Origin of the sequence: Corallococcus silvisoli, assembly GCF_009909145.1 — a bacterium.
GTDB lineage: Bacteria > Myxococcota > Myxococcia > Myxococcales > Myxococcaceae > Corallococcus > Corallococcus silvisoli.
The window spans coordinates 45890-65397 of record NZ_JAAAPJ010000015.1; the positions used below are offsets into that span (position 1 = coordinate 45890).

General features: G+C 71.4%; 22 protein-coding genes. 5 read left to right on the forward strand and 17 right to left on the reverse strand.

Translation table 11 applies throughout. The features are described 5' to 3' along the window. Positions 1 to 91 precede the first annotated feature (91 nt). Entirely contained in the window at positions 92 to 1648 is a 1557-nt protein-coding gene (locus tag GTY96_RS27570; protein ID WP_161666295.1) for a glycosyltransferase family 87 protein, read from the forward strand. Here the strand turns inward: GTY96_RS27570 and GTY96_RS27575 are convergent. The 3 genes from GTY96_RS27575 to GTY96_RS37290 are packed head-to-tail and all read right to left on the reverse strand — an operon-like array spanning position 1645 to position 4501. After that, positions 1645 to 3378 carry a cytochrome c oxidase subunit I gene (locus tag GTY96_RS27575; RefSeq protein ID WP_161666296.1) on the reverse strand — a complete coding sequence of 578 codons (1734 nt, stop codon included), beginning with the start codon at positions 3376 to 3378 and terminating at the stop codon, positions 1645 to 1647. The two genes, GTY96_RS27570 and GTY96_RS27575, sit on opposite strands and share 4 nt — an antisense overlap. Further along, entirely contained in the window at positions 3375 to 4208 is an 834-nt protein-coding gene (locus GTY96_RS27580; RefSeq protein ID WP_201756453.1) for a cytochrome c oxidase subunit II, read from the reverse strand. Before GTY96_RS27580 ends, GTY96_RS27575 begins: the two co-directional genes overlap by 4 nt. After that, positions 4208 to 4501, reverse strand: a complete 294-nt coding sequence (locus tag GTY96_RS37290; RefSeq protein WP_201756454.1) for a hypothetical protein — start codon at positions 4499 to 4501, stop codon at positions 4208 to 4210. The genes GTY96_RS27580 and GTY96_RS37290 overlap by 1 nt, the downstream gene beginning before the upstream one ends. Before the next feature lie 170 nt (positions 4502 to 4671). Between GTY96_RS37290 and GTY96_RS27585 the strand changes: the two genes are divergently transcribed. Beyond that, complete coding sequence (locus GTY96_RS27585; protein ID WP_161666297.1) at positions 4672 to 5337, forward strand: SCO family protein; 666 nt, start codon at positions 4672 to 4674, stop codon at positions 5335 to 5337. 395 nt (positions 5338 to 5732) lie between these two features. Here GTY96_RS27585 and GTY96_RS27590 read toward each other — a convergent pair whose 3' ends face one another. The 11 genes from GTY96_RS27590 to GTY96_RS38395 all read right to left on the reverse strand — a co-directional run bounded on the left by GTY96_RS27590 (position 5733) and on the right by GTY96_RS38395 (position 15554). Further along, a complete protein-coding gene (locus GTY96_RS27590) occupies positions 5733 to 6149 on the reverse strand; it encodes a hypothetical protein (protein ID WP_143907706.1) in 417 nt (138 codons plus the stop codon). A gap of 130 nt (positions 6150 to 6279) precedes the next feature. After that, positions 6280 to 6738, reverse strand: coding sequence for a hypothetical protein (locus GTY96_RS27595; RefSeq protein ID WP_143907704.1), 459 nt, complete (start codon positions 6736 to 6738; stop codon positions 6280 to 6282). A 218-nt stretch (positions 6739 to 6956) separates the two neighbouring features. Continuing rightward, entirely contained in the window at positions 6957 to 7538 is a 582-nt protein-coding gene (locus GTY96_RS27600; protein ID WP_143907702.1) for a P-loop NTPase family protein, read from the reverse strand. Positions 7539 to 7677: 139 nt separating this feature from the next. Further along, the gene (locus GTY96_RS27605) at positions 7678 to 9036 is read right to left on the reverse strand and encodes a universal stress protein (protein WP_161666298.1); all 1359 of its coding nucleotides are present in this window, start codon (positions 9034 to 9036) and stop codon (positions 7678 to 7680) included. 254 nt (positions 9037 to 9290) lie between these two features. Next, positions 9291 to 9710 (reverse strand): type II secretion system protein GspG, encoded by a 420-nt coding sequence (locus GTY96_RS27610; protein WP_143907698.1) that lies wholly within the window; start codon positions 9708 to 9710, stop codon positions 9291 to 9293. 20 nt (positions 9711 to 9730) lie between these two features. Next, complete coding sequence (locus tag GTY96_RS27615) at positions 9731 to 11191, reverse strand: adenylate/guanylate cyclase domain-containing protein (RefSeq protein ID WP_143907696.1); 1461 nt, start codon at positions 11189 to 11191, stop codon at positions 9731 to 9733. Between the two features lie 180 nt (positions 11192 to 11371). Next, positions 11372 to 12493: a hypothetical protein gene (locus GTY96_RS27620; RefSeq protein WP_143907830.1), complete on the reverse strand. Its 1122-nt coding sequence runs from the start codon at positions 12491 to 12493 to the stop codon at positions 11372 to 11374. A gap of 19 nt (positions 12494 to 12512) precedes the next feature. Further along, entirely contained in the window at positions 12513 to 13073 is a 561-nt protein-coding gene (locus GTY96_RS27625) for a Uma2 family endonuclease (RefSeq protein ID WP_161666299.1), read from the reverse strand. 283 nt (positions 13074 to 13356) lie between these two features. Continuing rightward, positions 13357 to 14223, reverse strand: coding sequence for a tryptophan 2,3-dioxygenase (locus GTY96_RS27630; protein WP_143907692.1), 867 nt, complete (start codon positions 14221 to 14223; stop codon positions 13357 to 13359). A gap of 128 nt (positions 14224 to 14351) precedes the next feature. Beyond that, positions 14352 to 14876, reverse strand: coding sequence for a cell wall protein (locus GTY96_RS27635; protein ID WP_143907690.1), 525 nt, complete (start codon positions 14874 to 14876; stop codon positions 14352 to 14354). Between the two features lie 180 nt (positions 14877 to 15056). Further along, entirely contained in the window at positions 15057 to 15554 is a 498-nt protein-coding gene (locus GTY96_RS38395; protein WP_268903983.1) for a hemerythrin domain-containing protein, read from the reverse strand. A 184-nt stretch (positions 15555 to 15738) separates the two neighbouring features. Between GTY96_RS38395 and GTY96_RS27645 the strand changes: the two genes are divergently transcribed. From GTY96_RS27645 to GTY96_RS27655, 3 genes are read left to right on the forward strand one after another with little or no spacing between them, the layout of a single operon-like run. Further along, entirely contained in the window at positions 15739 to 16461 is a 723-nt protein-coding gene (locus GTY96_RS27645; protein WP_143907687.1) for a lysophospholipid acyltransferase family protein, read from the forward strand. Next, entirely contained in the window at positions 16454 to 17332 is an 879-nt protein-coding gene (locus tag GTY96_RS27650; RefSeq protein WP_143907685.1) for an alpha/beta fold hydrolase, read from the forward strand. Before GTY96_RS27645 ends, GTY96_RS27650 begins: the two co-directional genes overlap by 8 nt. A 37-nt stretch (positions 17333 to 17369) precedes the next feature. Next, on the forward strand, positions 17370 to 18308 hold the full coding sequence (locus GTY96_RS27655) for a proline dehydrogenase family protein (protein ID WP_143907683.1): 939 nt from the start codon (positions 17370 to 17372) through the stop codon (positions 18306 to 18308). A gap of 35 nt (positions 18309 to 18343) precedes the next feature. Here the strand turns inward: GTY96_RS27655 and GTY96_RS27660 are convergent, their stop codons facing one another. Genes GTY96_RS27660 through GTY96_RS27670 form a run of 3 tightly spaced genes read right to left on the reverse strand, consistent with a single transcriptional unit; the run spans position 18344 to position 19503 of the window. Continuing rightward, on the reverse strand, positions 18344 to 18709 hold the full coding sequence (locus GTY96_RS27660; RefSeq protein WP_143907681.1) for a cation:proton antiporter: 366 nt from the start codon (positions 18707 to 18709) through the stop codon (positions 18344 to 18346). Then, the gene (locus tag GTY96_RS27665; RefSeq protein WP_143907679.1) at positions 18706 to 18993 is read right to left on the reverse strand and encodes a monovalent cation/H+ antiporter complex subunit F; all 288 of its coding nucleotides are present in this window, start codon (positions 18991 to 18993) and stop codon (positions 18706 to 18708) included. The genes GTY96_RS27660 and GTY96_RS27665 overlap by 4 nt, the downstream gene beginning before the upstream one ends. A 12-nt stretch (positions 18994 to 19005) precedes the next feature. After that, the gene (locus GTY96_RS27670) at positions 19006 to 19503 is read right to left on the reverse strand and encodes a Na+/H+ antiporter subunit E (protein ID WP_161666300.1); all 498 of its coding nucleotides are present in this window, start codon (positions 19501 to 19503) and stop codon (positions 19006 to 19008) included. Positions 19504 to 19508 lie beyond the last annotated feature (5 nt).

The window sequence follows — 19508 nt, forward strand, 5'->3', positions numbered from 1 at the left end:
GGAGCGGTGCTCCGAAGCCGGTGCGCGCCGCCGTGAAAGAAGCCCACGTGCGGCCGGGCGCACCGGTAGTAGCCTCCCAAGCTCCATCCCGATGCAGCCCGCTCCCACTCCGCTCGCAGCGCCGTTCTCGTCCACCGCTCCGCGCGCCTCGCGGGGCCGGGACCTCTGGCCGTTGTTGCTCATCGCGCTGGGGGCCTGGGTGCTTCGCGCGCTGGCGTTCTTCCACTCCGGCCCGCTGGGCTACCCGATGGACTACGACGAGGGCGTCTACTTCTCCGCCGCGTCCCTCCTGCTGCGCGGAGACCTGCCCTACCGGGACTTCATCTTCGTGCACCCGCCGGGCTCGCTCCTGCTCTGGGCCCCCGGCGCCGCGCTCACGCTGGGGTTCGACGCGGCCACCGCCTACGGTGTCACCCGCCATGCCGCCGCCGCCGTGGGCGCGCTCTGCGCGTTCCTCGCGGGCCGCGTCGCGTGGCGCGCGTGGGGGCCGCTCGCGGGCTGCGTGGCCGCGCTCGCCTATGCCGCGTATCCGGAGGCCGCCCTCGTCGAGCGCGGCGCCTTCCTCGAGCCCCTGCTCAACGTCCTGTGCCTGGGCTTCGCGAACCTGTGGCTCGCCTCCGCCACCCCTTCGCGCGGACGCGGCATCGGCGCGGGCGTGCTGCTGGGCCTCGCGGTGTCCGTGAAGCTGCCCGGAGGAGCCTGGCTGGTCGCCGCGCTGCTCGCCCGTCCATGGAAGGAGTCGCGCCGCGACGCGCTCCTGTGCATGGTCGCCGCGCTCGCCACGTTCGCCGTCGTCGTGGGCCCGCTGGCCGCGCTCGCGCCTTCCGAGTTCCTCCGCGACGTCATCTCCTTCCAGGCCCTGCGCCCCCCGGATGGAGAGTCGGACCGCTGGCTGCGCCTGCACGACCTCTTCCACGAGCGCCGGCTGGGCGAGGTCGTGCTCGCCCTCATCGGCCTGGGCGCGGCCGGCGCGCGAGCCCTTCGCACCGACGCCGAGGGCCGCCCCACCTCCCGCTTCTTCGCCTGCGCGTTCGTCCTCGGCGTGGCCCTGTTCCTCGCGTCGCGGACCTACTGGAACCAGTACAACGCGCACCTCGCCGCGTCCGAAGCCGTGCTCGCGGGCCTGGGCGCCGCCGTGTTGCATGCCTTCAGCCAGCGCTGGGGCCGCACCGCGTCGCGCGCCGTGGCCGGGCTCGCCCTGGCCGGTGCGTGCCTGCCTGGTGCGTGGCACGTCGTCGAGAGCGCCCTGTGGCAGGCCCCGGACGTCGTCGCGCTCGCGCGATACCTGCGCGCCGAGGTGCCCCCCAACGCGTGCCTCTTCGCGTTCGACCCGGGATGGGGGCTCGCGGCCGGGCGGCTCCCCACGGGCGCCACGCCCGTGGTGGACAGCTACGCCACCATGCTCCAGGACGCCATGAGCACCGGCGACCGCTTCGAAGACACCGCCGAGGCCCTCTCCGCCCCGGAAGCACAGCAGGCCCTGCGCGTCATGCTGGACGCCTGCCGCTTCGTCGTCCTCGGCCCGCGCGGTGACTGGCAGCTCACGCCGGAGAGCCGACCCTGGTTCAAGCAGCGCTTCGTCCGCCGCTTCCCCACGGGCGATACCGGCGGCGTGGACCTCTGGGAGCACCGCCCTCCGGAGCGCTAGCCGGCGCCCTCCACCCCGGGCACCGGAGGCGCCACCGGCTCCGCCGCCAGTCCCCCCGAGGGCAGCGGCTCCGCCTGCCCAATCCAGTCGCGACCCAGTTGCTGCTGTACCTCCGGTTGCGACAACGCGTGCGGCCCGCGCAGCACCACGGCGGCGGGCCCCGCGTCCGTCCACTCCAGCGTGCCCACCCGCCACGGATTCGGCTCCGAGGCCCGGCCCCACCCGAGCGTCCGCACCAGGTTCACCACGAACACCAGCTGCACCGCGCCCAGCAGGAACGCGGCCACGCTGGTCCACCGGTTCAGCGTGAGCAGGTGCGCGAGGAACGCGTACTGGTACGGGTCATAGAGCCGCCGCAGCTGGCCCGCGTACCCCGCGACCAGCTGTCCGCCAAAGACGGCGATGAACAGCACCGCGCTCGCCACGACGTGCACCTTCGCGAGCCGCTCATCCAGCGCGCGGCCATACATCCGGGGGAACCAGAAGTAGAGCCCCGCGAACACGGCGAGGAAGCTGGCCGCGCCCATCGTCAGGTGGAAGTGGCCCACCACCCACATCGTCCCGTGCAGGGGCACGTCCGTCGCCACCGCGCCCAGCGCCAGCCCGGTGATGCCGCCCAGGCCGAAGACAATCATCGTCGCCAGCGCCGCGAGCATCGGCGACGTGAGCCGCACGCTGCCCCGCCATAGCGTCATCAGCCAGTTGAGGAACATCACCTCCGCGGGCAGGGAGATGAGCAGCGTGAGCACCATGAACGTGCGCCCCAGCACCGGCGCCATCCCGCTGGTGAACAGGTGGTGCGCGTACACCGCGCCGCTCAGCGCCGTCACCGCGCCCATCGCGCCCGCCGTCAGCCGGTAGCCATGCGCGGGCTTGCGGCTGAAGAAGGCCACGAAGTCCCCCACCATGCCCCACGCGGGCAGGATGAGGATGTAGACCTCCGGGTGGCCGAACAGCCAGAAGAGGTGCTGGTAGACCACCGGGTCCCCGCCCCCGCCCACCGCCGCCGCGCCCGCGATGAAGAACTGCGTGCCCGCCACCCGGTCCAGCAGCAGCAGGCCCGTGGCCGCCGCCAGCACCGGCACGAACAGCACGTTGAGCACCGCGCCGTAGAACAGCCCCCACACCACCAGCGGCAGCCGCCCCCACGTCATGCCCGGCGCGCGGCAGCGCACCACCGTGACGACGAAGTTGAGCCCGTAGAGGAACGCGGACACGCCCACGCACAGCACCGCCACCGTCACCAGCGTCTGGCCCAGGCCCGGCGTGAACGCGGGCGTCGCCAGCGGCGGATACGACGTCCAGCCCGCGCTCGCCGGCCCCAGCCGCACGACGAACGACGCCAGCATCAGCGCGCCGCCCACCGCGTACGCCCAGAACCCGAACGCCGACAGCCGGGGGAACGCCATCTGACGCGAGCCGATGGCCAGCGGCAGCACGAAGTGTCCCAGCGCGCCGAAGAGCAGCGGCGTCACCGCGAAGAAGATCATCAGCAGGCCGTGCATCGTGAACACGGCCGTGTACGTGGGGGGCGTGATGGCGCCGCCGGACTCGGGCAGGGCCCAGGCGAGCCCCGGCACCGGCTGCCCCGGCCAGCCCCACTGGAAGCGGATGACCATGGCGAGCAGGCCGCCCACCAGCAGGAACAGGAAGCCGCCCCACAGGTACTGCCGCGCCACGCGCTGGGGGTCGGTGGTCCACAGCGAGCGCAGCAGCGCCCCCGGCGTCATGGCGTCCTCCAGGCCCAGCCCCAGTGGGCCGCCGTGTCATCCGCGTCGTAGGTCTGGGCCGCCTGCCGGCCCGCCTCGCGCAGCCAGGCCGCGTACGCCTCCGGCGACATCGCCGTCAGCATGCCGCGCATCCGGTAGTGGCTGGTGCCACAGTGCTGGTAGCAGGCCGCCTCCCACGCACCCTCGCGAGCGGCCTGGAACCAGGTCTGGTTCACGCGGCCCGGAATCGCATCCAGCTTCACGCGGAAGGCCGGCAGCGAGAAGCCGTGCACCACGTCCGTGGAGACCAGCTGCACCCAGACGGGCACGCCCGCCGGGATCCGCAGGTCGTTCCACGTCACCACGTCGTCCTTCGTGCCGAACGTCCCGTCCGCGCCCGCGTAGCGCGCTTCCCAGGACCACTGATGCGCGTTGATTTCGATGCGCACCGTGCGCGGATCCTCGGCGGGGACGCGGAGGTTCCAGAGCACGTCGCGCAGGTAGCCCTCGGAGCCCAGGAACAGCGTCCCGTCCACGACGCCGAAGACGCCGAGCGCCAGCCCCAGCACCCACGCCCGCGAGCGCCGCGTGCCGCCATCCGGCGCCACCTTCCGGGCGCCCCGGAAGCGCAGCACCGCCACCAACAGCCACCCGAGCATCACCGCCGCCAGCGCGAAGTCGAAGCCGTGGCTCCTGGCCAGCAGCGCGTCGATGCGGTCCCCCGTCGCGCTCGCGTTCTCCGGGGGTGAAAGGCTCCACGCTCCGCGCGAGGGCTCCACCGCCAGGGGAGTCTGCGCATCCGGCGGCGCGGATGTCGAAGCCACGGCCGTCGAGTCACTGGACGCGGGCATCACGGATGCTCCTGTTCCACGGGCGCCGGGGTCCGCTCCTCACGGGCCGCCCGCCGGGCCGCCCAGAGCCCCAGGCCCACCAACGCGAAGGGCACGAACATCAGCGCCAGCAGCAGCACGCCCGCTCCCCCAGGGGACTCCGGTGCGCGGGCCGTGCACGAGGGACACGCCAGCACCTCCACCGGCGCGAGCGCCACGACGCACCCGAGGAGGCACCCGGACAGCGGCCGGAGTCCTCCCCACCTGCCCCACGGAGAGCGGCCACCCTGAAGCTGGAAGAAGGCGCGGGCCATGTCTGGACCTTCCGGCTAGCACGCACCTGGAGTCCCCTCAAGGCGCACCCCATCCCCGCGCCCCCACCCCGAAGCGGCCACTCTCCCTCATGCCTCGCATGCGGCCAGCCCCTAGCCGCCCCGAGCCTGGCGCTTGTGCGCCCCCCGCCGATGCCGTTACGTGCCCCCCCATGTCCGCCGAATCGCCCTCCTCCCCCGCCGCGCCCCGTCCCCAAAGCCTCCGCCGCTCCTGGGTCTGGGCAGGGGTCGTGGTGGCGTCGCTCGGGATGCTCGCGGTGGCGCTCCACGACCTGGCTGACGCCCGCTCCACGCCGCCCCCTCGGCTGGGCGCCCTGCCCGACTTCACCTTCACGCGGCAGGACGGACAGCCCTTCGGGTCGAAGCAGCTCCGCGGCCAGCCCTTCATCGCCAACTTCATCTTCACCCGCTGCCCCACCGTCTGCCCCGTCTTCACCCAGAAGATGGCGCGCGTGCAGGAGCACACCGCGGGGCTCGGGCAGAAGCTGCGGCTGGTGTCCTTCTCCGTGGATCCGACCTACGACACCCCGGAGCGGCTCGCCGAGTACGGCCAGAAGTACCGCGCGGACTTCGCCCGCTGGAACTTCCTCACCGGCGACTACGCGACCCTCAAGGACACCATCGTCCAGGGGTTCAAGATCAGCATGGGCCGCGAGCCCGGCGCCGCCGAGGACGACCTGCTCTCCATCTTCCACGGCACCCACTTCGTGCTCGTGGACGGCACCGGCGAGATTCGCGGCTACTACGACAGCGCGGACCCCGAGGCCACCCAGCGCCTGGAAACCGATGCCCGGCGGCTCGCCAGCGAAGAGGGCTGAAACCCGCCGTTCCTGATCGCGCCCACACTGGAAGTATGGCTTCCGAGGTCGCGTTCAACCCGCATTCCATGGCCCCCCCAAGGCCTCGGAAGGGACCCACGAAGCCGGAGGGCCGGTGCGGGACCGGGGCCGACGGAGGATCGGCCGGCGCCCGGCGGAGTCCGGCACGCCCCACTCAAGCAAGAAGGCCCGCGCCCCACCCGGAACGGATGGAGGACGGGCCCACGAAGCAGCAGGGCCGGCGCCCCACCCGGAACGGATGGAGGACCGGCCCTCGCCCGGCGGAGTCGGGCATGCGCCTCCGAAACGGAGGCCCGCAAAGCCGAAAGGCCGGCCCCCACCTCGCGGTGAGTACCGGCCCTCGTGCCTGAGTCACGCCAACTTCAGCGGGGAACTCAGTTGATGAGCGCAGCCTGCGCGTGGGCGAACAGGTTCTGCACGTTCTGCTGCGCGGGAGCGGAGGCCAGCGCGCCGACCTTGTCCGCGCCCTGCTTCACGACGCCCGCGATGTCCGCGATGGACTTCACGGTGGGGGCGAACTTGGTCAGCTGGGACAGACCGGCCAGGGGGCCCTTGGAGAGCAGGGACGCGCCGGAGTCGATGAACTTGTCGACGAACGGCTTCGCCAGCTTGCCCAGACCGAACGGGAGCTTGTCCAGGAGGCCGCCCGCGATGCCCTTCAGGCCACCGGCCAGGGCACCCACCGGGTTCTGCACGAAGTTCAGGGCCTTGCCCGCGATGTTCGCGACGCCGCCGGCCACATTGCTGACCGTCTTCGCGATGCTGCTGACAATCTTGCCGATGCCGCCCATGGTAATACCCCCTGCTTAAGTCTGGTTTGGAGAGTGTGTGCCGAAGTGAAGCTGCAAAAGGATTCTCGGAAGGGGAGGGGAAATGTTTCCTCCGAATTTCCGATCAATTTCACGGGGATTCCGGGCGACCTCAGCCGCGGGTTCCGCCGCCACCCTTCTTCAGCTGGTCCATCAGCTCCTGACGCTTCGCCTCGTCCTCCGGCACCTTGGGGTGACCCTCCCCCGTAGGGTTCAGGCTGGGCTTGCCCGCGGTGGAGTTCCCCTTGCCGGCCTCGAACTCGGACTTGGCGAACGGGTTGCCCTGGCCGGGCAGCTCACCCTTGGCACCCGCGACGAGGAACTCACCCACCTCCTCCACCGTGTGGACCGGGAAGCCGTTCGCCTTCAGCTCCTCGTCGGAGACGACGTTGAGCATGGGCTCCTTGTCCTTGTCCTGCGCGTACTCGAGGACCAGCTCGACGTAGTCCTCCAGCTTCATGCCCACGGCATCCGCGATGCGCTTCGTCTCGGGATCCTTGAGCAGCTCCGCGCGGACGACTTCCACGGGACGGGACAGACCACGCTTCTTGCCAGGGGCTTGCTGGGACATGGTGATTCGCTCCGGAGAGGAGAGGAAAGAGGACCTGAACAACTCTAGCCCATCTTTCCAGTAGTACCCATTCCCTCACCCGGAGTGCATTCCGGCCCCCTCCGTCCCCCCTCCAGCCGGGCCCCGCGCCTCCCCTCTGTCGGGCCCGGCCCGCGGCCAGACACGCCCTCAGGGGAGGGGGCCGCGACCGGGGCGGGCAAGGCCCCGGGGCGTCCCGGTCAGCGGACCGCGTTGCGGGGCGCGCCCTTGCGGGTGGACGACGAGGCCTTGCGCTTGGGGAGGATGCGGGTGACGGAGCCGGGGCGGCGGGCCACGGCGGCGGCGCGCTCCTTCTCCTCGGCGGCCTTCAGCGCCGCGGCGCGCACGGCCAGCTGCTCCGCCTGCTGCGCCCAGCGGCGCTTGAGCGCGTCACGCAGGCCGTCCGTCTGCAGGTCCACCTGCGCCTGGTTCAGCCGGTAGTGGAGGTCCTCGCGCAGCGTGCCTCGCGTGAGGGCCGCGGTCGCCGTGCCCGACACGCCCACCACCACCTTGGGCCGCTCCTCCTGCATCTGCAGGCAGCGCAGGATGAGCCCCTGGGCTTCCAGCGGCAGCTTCGCCGCGTCCGCGATGAAGACCACGCCGTTGGGCTGCCGCAGCGCCGCGGACAGCTCCGGCGCCTGACGCACCTCCGTGAGGGAGACGCCAAAGTTGCGCGCGGCTTCCTCCGCCCAGGCCCTGCGCTCGTCCTCGGTGCCTCCGTGGATGAGCAGCGATGCACGGTTGGAGACGAGGTCCTCTTCTCGATAACCGCGAAGAGCCACGGGATGCCCTACCCTTCTGGGAAAGCGGGTCCTCCCAAAGTCTAACGCCCTCCTGGGTCGCCTGTTCAATCCCTTACTTGCGATAAAAAAACATGGACCCGCGCCCCGGGGACCCGAAAACTGAACACGCATTCATGGGTCAGGCGGCGGGCACCACCATCACCGGTCGGCGGCAGCGCAGCACCAGCTGGCGGGCCACGGCGCCCGCCAGTCCGTCCGTCACGACTTCGTGACGGTGCGACGTGCCCACGCAGACCAGGTCCACGCCCTCGCGCTCCGTGGCCTGGCAGATGGCGGTGGCCACGTCCTCCCCGCTGACGCCCTCCACGCTCCAGTGCACCGCCAGCGCGTCGGCGTCCTGGGGGACCTGCTCCCAGAGCCGGCCCAGCACGGCGTCCCGTTCGCCCGCGGGCTCCGGCAGCACGCCGTGGAAGTCCCGGGGGCCCCGCTCACGGCCCCGGAGCCGGTGCACGTGCAGCAGGTGCACGCGGCCCCCCGGGCCCACCAGCGAGCACGCCTGCGCGATGGCCCGCCCGGACGCGGGGCTGAAGTCCACCGGCACCAGCGCGCTCCGGGGCGGAGGGAGGCGGCGGGGCTCGCGCGCCCCCGGCGGGATGCACGCCACGGAGCGCTCCGAGTGGCGCAGCACGCCCTCGGACACGGAGCCGTGCCACAGCCGCTGCATGCCGCCGCGCAGGTGCATGCCCACCACCGTCAGCTCCGCGGCCCGCGCGTGGGCCACGTGCAGCAGGTGGTCCGCCGGGCGGCCATAGCCAGGCTCCAGCACCACCTCCACGCAGCCTTCGCCCTCCAGGTCTCCCACGCGCTCGCGCACCTCGCGCTGGAGCACGCGCTCCACCAGGGGGTCCAGGCCCTCCATGTGGCGGGCCCAGGGGTCCAGCCGCTCCACGTGCACCGGCGTATGGACGCCCAGCCGCGCGCGCTCCTCCATGGGCGAGCACACGAAGGTGGCCAGCACGTCGCACCCGCCCACGCGCCGCAGCTCGCGCAGGAAGGTGAGCGCCGCGTCCGAGGTGACGGAGCGCGGATCCACCCCCACCGTCACCAGCAGCCGGCGCCGGCCCCGGGCCCAGTCCAGGAGCGCCGTGTCCTGGCGCACCGCCAGCACCGGGGCACAGCCGTGCCGGGCCAGCCGCTCGGCCAGGGACGTCTTGCGCCAGGGGGACGTGCGCCAGCCGTCCGCGGCCACCACCACCAGCCGGGCGTCGCGGCACTCCTCGTCGCCCAGCAGCGTCTCCACCGAGGCGCCTCGCTGCATGCGGGGCTCCACCGTCCCGGTGAGGGTCCGGAGGCGCACGACCTCCTCGGCGAGCCCCCCCTCCGCGGCGGAGAGGGCCTCCGGCGCGTTCGCGTCCGGGACCTCGTCATCCACGCCCAGCAGCAGCAGGGGCTCCCCCAGCCGCTCGGCGACGGTCGCCGCGACGGTCGCCGCGTGCACGGCCTCGGCGGACAGGTTCGTTGCGCAGATGATGGCCATGGCGGCCCCCCTCCGAGGAGGCGATGCCCGCTGGGCCTCCTCTCGCGGGAAGGATGCGCACGCGGCCCGCGCGGTGGCGGCTCGCCGGGCATGCCGGCCCGTCCGCCCTTCCGACCTGCCTGCCCCCTGCCCCACCGCCTGGGCGTGCAGGCGCCCCTCCACGCACGCCGGTGCCGTTCCCCCTCCCAGGCAGACCCCCGCGCGGAGGGGCCGCCGGCCTCCACCGCGCGGCCCTACCGGCCCGCGGCGCGGACCTAGCGCAGCAGCTCCTGGTGCCCGTCGTGGTTGGTGTGGTCCTGGTCCTCGCCCACGCCGCCGCGCAGGTTCTCCCGGCCGAAGGTGGCCAGGAACACGCCCTGGGCGTTGCTCGCGTAGTGGTACGCCCGGCCCCACGGGTCCGCCGGCACGGCGGGGAGGTAGCGGGGCACCAGCAGCGCGTCCAGGTCTCCCTCCTCCGGCAACCGGCCCTCGTGGTCGGACTGGTAGCGCTCCAGCGCGGCCAGGATGACGGTGAAGTCGGCGTGGATCTGCCGGGCCAGCTCGGGGTCGCGGCGGCGGAAGGCGGTGAACACCAGGGCCACGACGAGCGCCAACCCGAAGACGACCGCCACCCAGGGCAGCGGGGAACGGCGGGACTTCTCGGGGACGGCGGAGGCGGAGGACGTGGCGGCCATGGCGCGCCCACCCTACCGCGTCAGAGGGCGCGGTACAGCGGCACCGGCTGCTGCTTGCCCTTCAAGCGCACCGGCGGCAGGTCCTCGAAGGCCGTCTCGTTGGCGTCCACCAGCTCGCGCGTCCGCTCGCCCACCAGGATTTCCCCCGGCCCGGCCAGCGCGCACAGCCGCGCGGCCACGTTCACCGCGTCGCCAATGCAGGTGTACTCCGCGCGCAGCGCGCTGCCGATGTTGCCGGACACCACCACGCCCGAGTTCAGCCCCACGCCCAGCTCCAGCACCAGGGGCCGGCCCTCGCGGCCGTGGGCCACCCACTCGGCCTCCGCCGCCGCGCGCAGCTCCGCCACGGCCTCCATCATCATCTTCGCGCACTGGAGGCCCCGGAGCGCGTCGTCCGGGCGGCCCACCGGCGCGCCGAACACCGCCATCAGCCCGTCCCCCAGGAACTTGTCCAGCGTGCCGCCGCAGGTGAGCACCGCGTCCGACAGCCGGCCCAGCACCTGGTTGAGCACCGCCACCACCTGCTCGGGAGGGAGGCTCTCCGCCAGGCCCGTGAAGTTGCGGATGTCCGCGAACAACACCGTCACCTCGCGCTTCTCCCCGGCCAGCACCGCCGCGTCCGCGCTCTTGAGGATCTCCTCCACCACCGCGTCGGACGTGTAGCGCGCGAACAGCTTGCGCATGCGCTCCGTCTCGCCCGTGCGGCGCACCACGCTCTCGATGCGCGCCGCCAGCTCGTCCATGGACGCGGACTTGTTCACGTAGTCGTCCGCGCCCGCGCGCAGGCCCCGCACGCGCTCCGCCTCGCGGTCGTTCGCGGTGAGCATGATGACCGGGATGGCGCTGCGAGGGCCCTCCTTCAGCCGCCGGCACAGCTCCACGCCATCCAGCCCCGGCATCTCCAGGTCGCTCAGCACGATGGCGGGCTGCAGCCGGCCCATGCCCTCCAGGGCCTCGTACGGGTCCTGGAAGCAGAGGACCTCGTAGCCCAGCCCCACCAGCCCCTCCTGCACGAACGCGCACGCCAGGGGGCTGTCGTCCACCACCACCACCCGGCGGCGGCCCTCCATCGCGGGACGCGGCAGGTCCTGCCGTCCGGCGATGCGGTTCTGCAACCCCAGCGCTTCGTAGATCTGCTTGTAGGTGCAGTGGCCCTGCTCGACGAGGATCTCCCCCAGCCGCCGCCCGTCGCGCCGCTGCCGCGCCAGGGCCTCGCTAAGCTGCGCGAGCGTCACGTATTTGAGGCCCACCAGGAGCTCGCCCAGCGGCGGCTGCGCGGGCCCCTTCTCCGGGTTCAAGCCCAGGGCCTCGCCGAGCGCGTCCTGGATCTGCTCGCGCGACACGTAGCCCAGGGAGATGAGCGCCTCGCCCACGCGCTGCCCGGTGAGGGCCTGGAGCGCGAGCGCCTCCTGCACCTGCCCCGGCGTCACGACGCCCAGCTTGAGCAACAGGTCACCGAAGAGGGGGTTCGAAGCACTCACGCGGCAGCCTCCATCCGGCAAACGTAACCCAACCCCGCGCGCCGCGAAGCCTCCTCGCGCGCCGCGAACGTCCACGTCCATCCTTTCGCGCATCCCCCACGTCCGGCACCCGACGGCATGCCCCTCCCTCCGGGCGAGCCCCATCCGCCAAGCCCCCCCACCGGCGAACGCCGCCGCCCGTCAGTGCTGGAACACGCGGCCAAAGGCGAGCGCGGTCTCCAGGATGATCAACGCGACGATCATCACCTCCAGGATGTGCGAACGGTCGATGTCCACCTCGCCCTTGAGCAGGCCGTACGTCTGCGCGAGCAGCAGCTGCTTGCGCGTCACGGAGCCCTGCCACGCGGGGATGCGCATCCGGCGCACGGCGCCCTCGTAGACCTTGGCCAGGTAGAAGTCGCCAATGATTTTCAGGCTGTTCTCCACCCGCTCCACGAACTCATTGAGGTCCACGAGCGTGCCCAGCGTCTCGCGCGCGAGGTCGCGGTAGGGGCTGCGGAACAACGCCATCCAGCCGCGCTTGCGCGCCTGCACCTCGTCGTGGATGCGCGCGATGTGCTTGTCCAGGCGCTCGTCGTAGTAGCGGAACTCCAGCAGCTGCGCGTTGGCGATCTCCAGCAGGTCCGGGATGTCTCGCGAGCCAGACGGCTCGTAGACGAACGCGCTGTTCCAGTCCACGACGACCAGGTCATGGGCGGTGTAGCTGAAGCGCACCTGGGTGACGGCCTCGCGCTCGCGCGGCGCCAGGTCCGCCGGGGTGATCTCCCCCAACAACAGCCGCGCGATGTCCGCGCGCTGGAACAGCTCCTCCGCGGACGGGTTGCCCTGGATGCGTTCAGCGAAGATGACGGTGTAGCTCTCGCTCTGGTCCCACAGGTGCGGCCCCTGCACCGCCGCCGAGATGGTGCGGCGCACCCCCTCCACCAGCTCCAGCGCCAGGTCCTCCAGCGCCTGGCTGTCATAGAGCTCGTCGGCCACCTGGGTCAGGGTCTCCCAGGTGGTGCCAGGCGGCACCGGCACCCGCAGGATGATGGACGCGGCGCCGTGGTCGAACAGGCGCGCGGTGGCGTCCACGGTGACGGGGCCGTCACGCAGCGCCAATGGCTTGCGGCCCAGCTCATAGGCCACGGGCGGGTTGGGCAGCTGGATGTACTGGCTGTTCTCACGCGACAGCTTCAACCGGCGCGAGTCCTCCGACAGCGCCTTGCGCGCGCGCTCCAGGTCGATCTCCTCCGCGATGTCGAACGTGCGGTAGCAGAGGATGTGGGCCTGTTCGAAGAGCAGCGGCACTTCCGCGGACACGGACATGGTGCCCGTCAGCCTACTCCGCGATGTCGTCCCACAGGACCCCCAGTTCCAGCGCGAACGCCTCGAATGGCTCCGCGCGGACGGTCTCCACGTCCTCGTGGGTGCCCATCAACAGGTAGTGCGCCCCTTCGAGCCGGAGGACCTCCAGCGTGCGCTGGAGGGGATCCACCAGCCAGACGTGCTTCACGCCCTCGCGCGCGTAGGCCGCCAGCTTCCGGCCCCGGTCCAGCCGGGCCGTGGAGGGGGACAACACCTCGCACAGCCAATCCGGCGCCATCGTGATGCCCACCACCCTGGGAATCTTGGGCATCCGCTCCAGACGCCACCCCGCGAGGTCCGGCACCAGGATGTCCCGCCTCAGATGCAGCTCCGGCTCGAGGAGGAACAGCCACCCTCCAGGCCCGCTGCGTCCCCGGTCGAAGGGCTCTCGCAGCTCACCCGCAAGCTCCAAGGCCGTGCGGGCGTGCGGTGCCGCGGGCCTCGGGCTCGCGTGCAGGACCCCATCGACGATCTCCCCCACCTGGTTCGAGGGGAGCGCTTGGAGGTCGGCGTAGGTGGCGGGCTTTTGGGTCATCTCTGGAAGAAGGAACCTAACAGGTAGGGCCATGCCCGGACACTCTCATGCCCGTCTGACACGTGTACCCCGGCGGCGGGGAGCCACGAAAGGCCCCGTCCGGGAGACATCCGGATGTTTCACAAGATGTCTTTCAGTCGCCGTCACCCTGGGGCCCGGCCTGGAAAGGGGGACGCGGACTCCTTCGCGCGTTGAGAGGGTTTGACCTCTCCCAAGCCAGGAAGCCCGTGGCCTCGCGGACACCCCGCCTCCGCACGTCCGCGGGGCATGCGGGGGCCCGAGCCTACGCGGGGCCCCGGGGCTTCGACGGCGGCGTCAGCGACGTGCGCACGTCCCACAGCTCCGGGAAGAAACGCAGGTCCAGCGCCTTGCGCAGGAAGCCCACGCCCGACGAGCCGCCCGTGCCCTGCTTGAACCCGATGATGCGCATCACCGTCATCATGTGCCGGTAGCGCCAGAGCTGGAACCGCTCCTCCGTGTCCACCAGCTTCTCGCACATCTCATACGCATCCCAGTGCGTCTCGGTGTCCTCGTAGATGCGGCGGAACACCTCCATCACCTGGGGACTCTTCTCATACGGCTGACGCCAGTCGCGCTCCACGTGGCTCTTGGGCACGTCGTGGCCCATGCGCGAAAGGTGCCGCAGGAACTCGTCGTAGATGCCGGGGGACTGCAGCAGGCGCTCCAGCTCCGCGTGCACGCCCTGCACGTGCCGGAAGGGCCCCAGCGCCGCTTCGTCCTTGTTGCCCAGCAGGAACTCCAGCGCCCGGTACTGGAAGCTCTGGAAGCCCGACGCGTGGCCCAGGGTGTCGCGGAACTCCAGGTACTCATTGGGCGTGAGCGTCTCCAGCACGCTCCACTGCTCGAAGAGCATCCGCTGGATGTGCGCCACGCGCGCGAAGATCTTGAAGGACGGCTCCAGCCGGTCCGCCTGGATGTAGCGGATGCAGGCGGACAGCTCGTGGAGGAGCAGCTTCATCCACAGCTCGCTCGTCTGGTGCTGGACGATGAACAGCAGCTCGTCGTGATGGGGCGGCTGCGAGCGGGGCACCTGCGCGGACAGCAAGCGGTCCAGCTGCAGGTAGTCGCCATACGTCGTCCGTCCCGCGAGGTCCGTGACGATTCCAGGCTCCAGATCGCGTTTGTTCATGGCCCGGGCACTCATGCACCCCAACCACCTCGCGGCGCAAGCACATCCTCCGCGCGGATACTCCAGCCACGCACCTCCGTTCGGAAGACGTGGTCCACCTTCTGCCCGGGCCGGGGCAAACGTACTGCTTAACCGTTCTTCTGAGCGGCTTCCGCCAGCGCCTTGGAAGCGGCGCGACCCCGCGGCAGCTTGATGTCCTCGACGCTGTTGGGGTTGGCGTAATCCGCCCACTCCGCGGGACGGCGGTTGGTCTTCTCCAGCATGCGCAGCTTCTGGTAGTGCGCGGCGCAGTAGCCCTTGGTGCGGCTGGGCTTGCCGCAGCCCTTGATGGCGCACTCGCGGGCGCCGCCCTCCGCCACCGCCGGCTTGCGGCCCCGGCGCTTGCCACCCACCGCCGCCACCGGCGCGCTCACGGCCGGACGCCCCGCGGGACGGCCCACGGGACGACGCCCCGCCTTGCTCGCCGCCGGCGCGCTCGCGCCGAAGAGGGGGCCCACCACCTGGGCCAGGGGAGCCAGCCGCTCGGCCACGCTGCGCAGCGCGTCCAGGTCCGCCGTCCCCGACTCCAGACGAGACACCACGTCGCGCAGGGGCTTGAGTTGAACTTCAATCTCGTTGCGAATCATCTCGCGGAACGCCTTGTCAACTGACATTTCGACCAATCCTCGGTTTAAGGGGGGAGCATTGCCTTGGCGTGAACCGGCACGCCGGACTACCAATACCTTCCAGAAAGGCGATTGTCGAAGGAAGCGATAAAAAGTTGTGACGCCACTGCGTATCAGCAGGCGTGAAAGGCCCGGGAAATGGGGCTCGGAGCGCTTTCAAACGCCCTTTCACACGTCCCAATGCAGGGGTTCCAACAACGCCCCACGACTGGAAGCGGGGGTGCGCTGCGAGCGCTCCAGCAGCTCCTCGTACGTCAGGGCGAGGTCATGTCCCAGTTCCTCCAGCTCGTCGGCGTCGAGCGAAGTCACCAGTCGGGGCAGCAACAGATGTTCCGTACCCTGCACATGCGCGACCACCTGGTCCTCCAATGCACAGAGCCGCGCCTGCCACTCGATTCCGCGAGGCGTCAGCTCCTGCAATTCCTCCAGCAACTCACGCAGCGTGAGGTGGTCCTCCGCCTCCTCGCGGGCGCGGGAGCGGCCCTCGACGCGCGCCAGCAGTGGGTAGATGTGACGTTCCTCCAGGCGACAATGCAGGCGCAGGAGGTCCGAGAGGGCCGCCTGTCGCCACTCCAGCTCCCCCGCGTCCGTCTCCGTGTCCAGCCGCTCCAGGAGCGCCTCCAGCTCGCGGTGTTGCTCCAGGAGGATGTCGAATGGCCCCACCATGCCTCCAAGCATCGGCACGGCCCTGGAGGCAGACAACCGCACGGGGTGGGTGGTCGTGAAAGGCAGGCTGCTGGCGGGCACGCCCGGGCGGACGGGCGCCCGGTGACGGCGGCGGCGGAGCCCCCGTCCGGCAGGCTGGCGCCACGGTGCCGGGCCGCGAGGGCGGCTGCATCTTGGCTCCACCGTGGAAAATCCACTCACCCGCCTCCGGCAGGCCGTGTTCCATGTCGCGGAAGGCGGCGCCGCCCTGTCCGCGCGCTATCACCGGGCCCGTCTGGTGGGTGTTGAACACCTGCGCTGCCAGGGCCCCCTGCTGCTCGTGGGCAACCACGGTGTCTGGGGATACGAGACCCCGGCGTTCTTCCACCTGCTCCACCGGGCCACGGGGCGCTATCCGCTGGGGTTGGCGGAGCGGGGGTTCTTCAAGATTCCCCTCGTACGCACGGTGCTGCCCTGGCTGGGCGGGGTGGAGGGCACGCCGGAGAATGCGTTGCGTTCGCTGGCGGACGGGCAGCTTGTCGTCTGCTATCCCGGGGGCGCGCGGGAGACCTTCAAACGCAGTCAGGGCCGCTACCGCCTGAGATGGGAGCGCACGCTGGGCTTCGCCCGGCTGGCCATGCGGGCCGGGGTGCCGGTGGTGCCCTTCGCGGGCTTCGGGGTGGATGACACCTTCTTCTGGCCACCGGACGAGGAGCGGTGGTGCCTGCGGTTGGCCGCCGAGGCCAAATACCGCATGCCCCTGGTGATGGGATTGGGGCCCCTGCCGCTGCCAGTACAACTCACCTTCGCCGTGGGTGAACCCCATCCGCCGCCACCGTCGGGGGCGCCGGAGTCGAGGGTGAGGGCCTTCCGCGACAGCGTGGCCGCCAGCGTCCGCCGCCTGCTCTTGAGGGCCAGCCATGTCTGATGCCTCCGCCACTCCCCCGGGCCGCGACCGCGCGCCCCCGCTGGTTCCGGCCGTGGAAGACATCCAGCGCGGCTATGAGCGGCTGGAGCGCGAGGAGCGCCGCGTGCGGGGCACTCCGGTGCGTCTGTTCACCTTTCCCGGGGGCAACAGGGATGTCTCACGCACGGTGGTCTGTCTTCCGGGGCTGGGCGCCAGTGGCCGGTCCTTCGCGCCCATGGAGCCGCTGGCGGAGGCGTGGCGGCTGCTGTTGTGGACGCCGCCGCTCAAGACACCCGCGACCCACACGCCGTTGCAGTGGAACCTGTCCGTGTTGAACCACCCGGAGGCCCAGCTCCCGGAGCGCTTCGCGCTGATGGGTTCGTCCTATGGCAGCCTGGTGGCCATCGGCTATGCGCTGGAGCACCCGGAGCGGGTGAAGGCGCTGGTGCTGGTGTCGCCGGTGGCCAGCGTGCGCCGGTGGCGGCGGCTGGCGTTGACGCTGTCCACGCTGGTGCGGGCCCCTCGGCCGCTGGCGTATGTGTTCGCGCCCACGGTGGCCCGGGTGATGGGCGGCCGTTCGCTGCCGCCGGAGGCCCGGGCGGAGATCGTGCGCGAGGCCCGGCGTCTGTCGTCGCTGGAGCTGCTGCGACGGCTGCGCGACATCCTGGGCGCGGACTTCCTGCACCGGCTGGGGGAGCTGCGGGTGCCCACGCTCATCATCGAGGGCGGACGCGACCTGCTGGTGCCGCCTTCGGCCGCGCGCGACGTGGCGGCGCACGTGCCGGGCGCCCGGCTGGAGTTCCTGGAGACGGCCAGTCACCTGCCGTACATGAGCCATCCCGAAGCGTTCAATGCCCGTGTGTCGGACTTCCTCGCGCGGCACCTCGACTGAGCAGGCGTTATCTCCAGGGGCGGGGGAGCCCACTCGCATGACCACCGCCGCCGACCACCTGTCCCGCTCCGCGCTGCTGTTCCTGTCGCGCCAGTCCCAGCTCAAGGACATGGCCACGCGGTTCAAACCCTTTCGCCAGCTGGCTTCGCGCTTCATCGCGGGGGAGACGCTGGAGGAGGCGGTGGACGCGGTGCGGGCCCTCACGGCGCGCGGGTTGATGGCCAGCTTCGACCACCTCAACGAAGCGGTGCGCACGCCCCAGGAGACACGCGACGAAGTGCGTCAGTATCAGCGGCTGCTCGCGCGCATCGACCAGGTGGGCGTGAAGGCCAACGTGTCATTGAAACTGACGCAGTGCGGGTTGTTGTTCGACCGGGGCCTGGCGCTCCAGAACGCGCGGGCGGTGGTGGCGGACGCGGCGGCGCGCGACTCCTTCGTGCGCGTGGACATGGAGGAGAGCGCGGTGACGCAGGCGACCCTGGACATCGTGCGGGACCTGCGCGCGGAGTTCGGCGAGCCGCACGTGGGCGCCGTGCTCCAGAGCTACCTCCGGCGCACGGAGGCGGACGCGAAGGCCCTGTGCGCGGAACGCGTCCGCATCCGGCTGTGCAAGGGGGCCTACCTGGAGGGTCCGGACGTGGCCTTCCCGGACAAGAAGGACGTGGATGCGAGCTTCGTGCGCTGCATGCGCATCCTGTTGGACAGCGGCGTGTATCACGGCATCGCCACGCATGATGAGCGGATGATTGACGCCACGCGGGAGCACGCCGCGCGCAACCGCCTGCCCAAGGACGCGTTTGAATTCCAGATGCTGTATGGCATCCGGCGCGACCTCCAGGAGCGGTTGGTGAAGGAGGGCCACCCGGTGCGTGTCTATGTCCCGTATGGGAAGCACTGGTACCCGTATTTCATGCGACGGCTGGCGGAGCGCCCGGCCAACCTGGGGTTCGTCCTGCGCCACCTGACGAAGGGGTGAGGCGAGCGCGCCCCCTCTTCATGGGGCCGCCCGTGTCAGCGGCCGGGCGGCTCCGGTGGCGCGTCCTTCCTTCCGTGTCCGTGGGACCCGCGCGAGCGCGCCTTCTCGTGGGCGACCTCGGGGCGTCCCTCCGCCAGCCAGGCGATGGCGTGGGCGGAGCTGGGGATGGTGAGCATCAGGAACGCGGAGACGAGCAACCCGCGCAGCATCAACTGCACGTCCCCCGTCGCGAGCGTGGCGCCGATGATGACCAGCACCGAGCCGAAGGGCACCGCGCCCGCCGCGTGCACCCGCGTGAGCACCGAGGGCAGGCGGTACATCCCGATGATGGCGCCGGTGATGAAGAGCAGGCCCAGCGCCACCAGCCCATCCGCCACCCATTGCTGGAGCACGGTCATCATCGGGAGTCCTCCTCGTCGTGGAAGGCGCGGCCGTGGTGCAGGTAGCGCGCTCCCGCCACCGTCTGCACGTAGGAGAGCAGCGCCAGCACCAGGGCCGCGTCCAGATAGCCGGCCTCGCCGCGCGTGGCGCCATACAGGGCCAGCGCCGCGCCGATGACCAGGCCCAGGGTGTCCACCGACATGAGCACGTCCGCGGCGGAGCGCTGGCGTGACGCGAGGAGCACCAGCGTGCCCAGCAGGCCCACCAACCAGAGGATGGCCAGGGTGAAGAAGGTCTCGTGCACCGGGTCCTCCCGCTACGGAAACACCGCGCGCTGATAGCGCTGGTAGAAGTGCTCCTGCTGCTGGCGGAGCTGGTCCGGGTTCGAGGCGTCCAGCGCGTGCATGCGCATCACGCGCCGCTCCCAGTCCAGCTCCAGCAGCACCGTGCCCGGGGCCAGGGACATGATCCACGAGGACACCTGCACGCCGCGCGCGGTGCGCTCGCCCATGGGGACCTCCACCACGCCCGCGTGGTCCGCGCGGCAGTGGCGCCCGAAGATGATGCCCAGCACCTGGAGGCAGCTCTTCACCACCAACACCGTCAGGGCCCAGGCGAAGCGCGGCAGGTGGCGCGTGCGCCGCCAGGCTTCGCGACCGCCCACCACGGGAGGCAGGCCCGCCAGCGGGAACAGCCGCACCACGCCCGTGGCCAGCACCGCGCCCAGCGCGAGGTCCACCGGGTGGAAGCTCCCCACCATCAGCGCATACAGCAGCGCCAGGGCCAGCACCTGCGCGACGATCCGGTGGTTCATGGCGG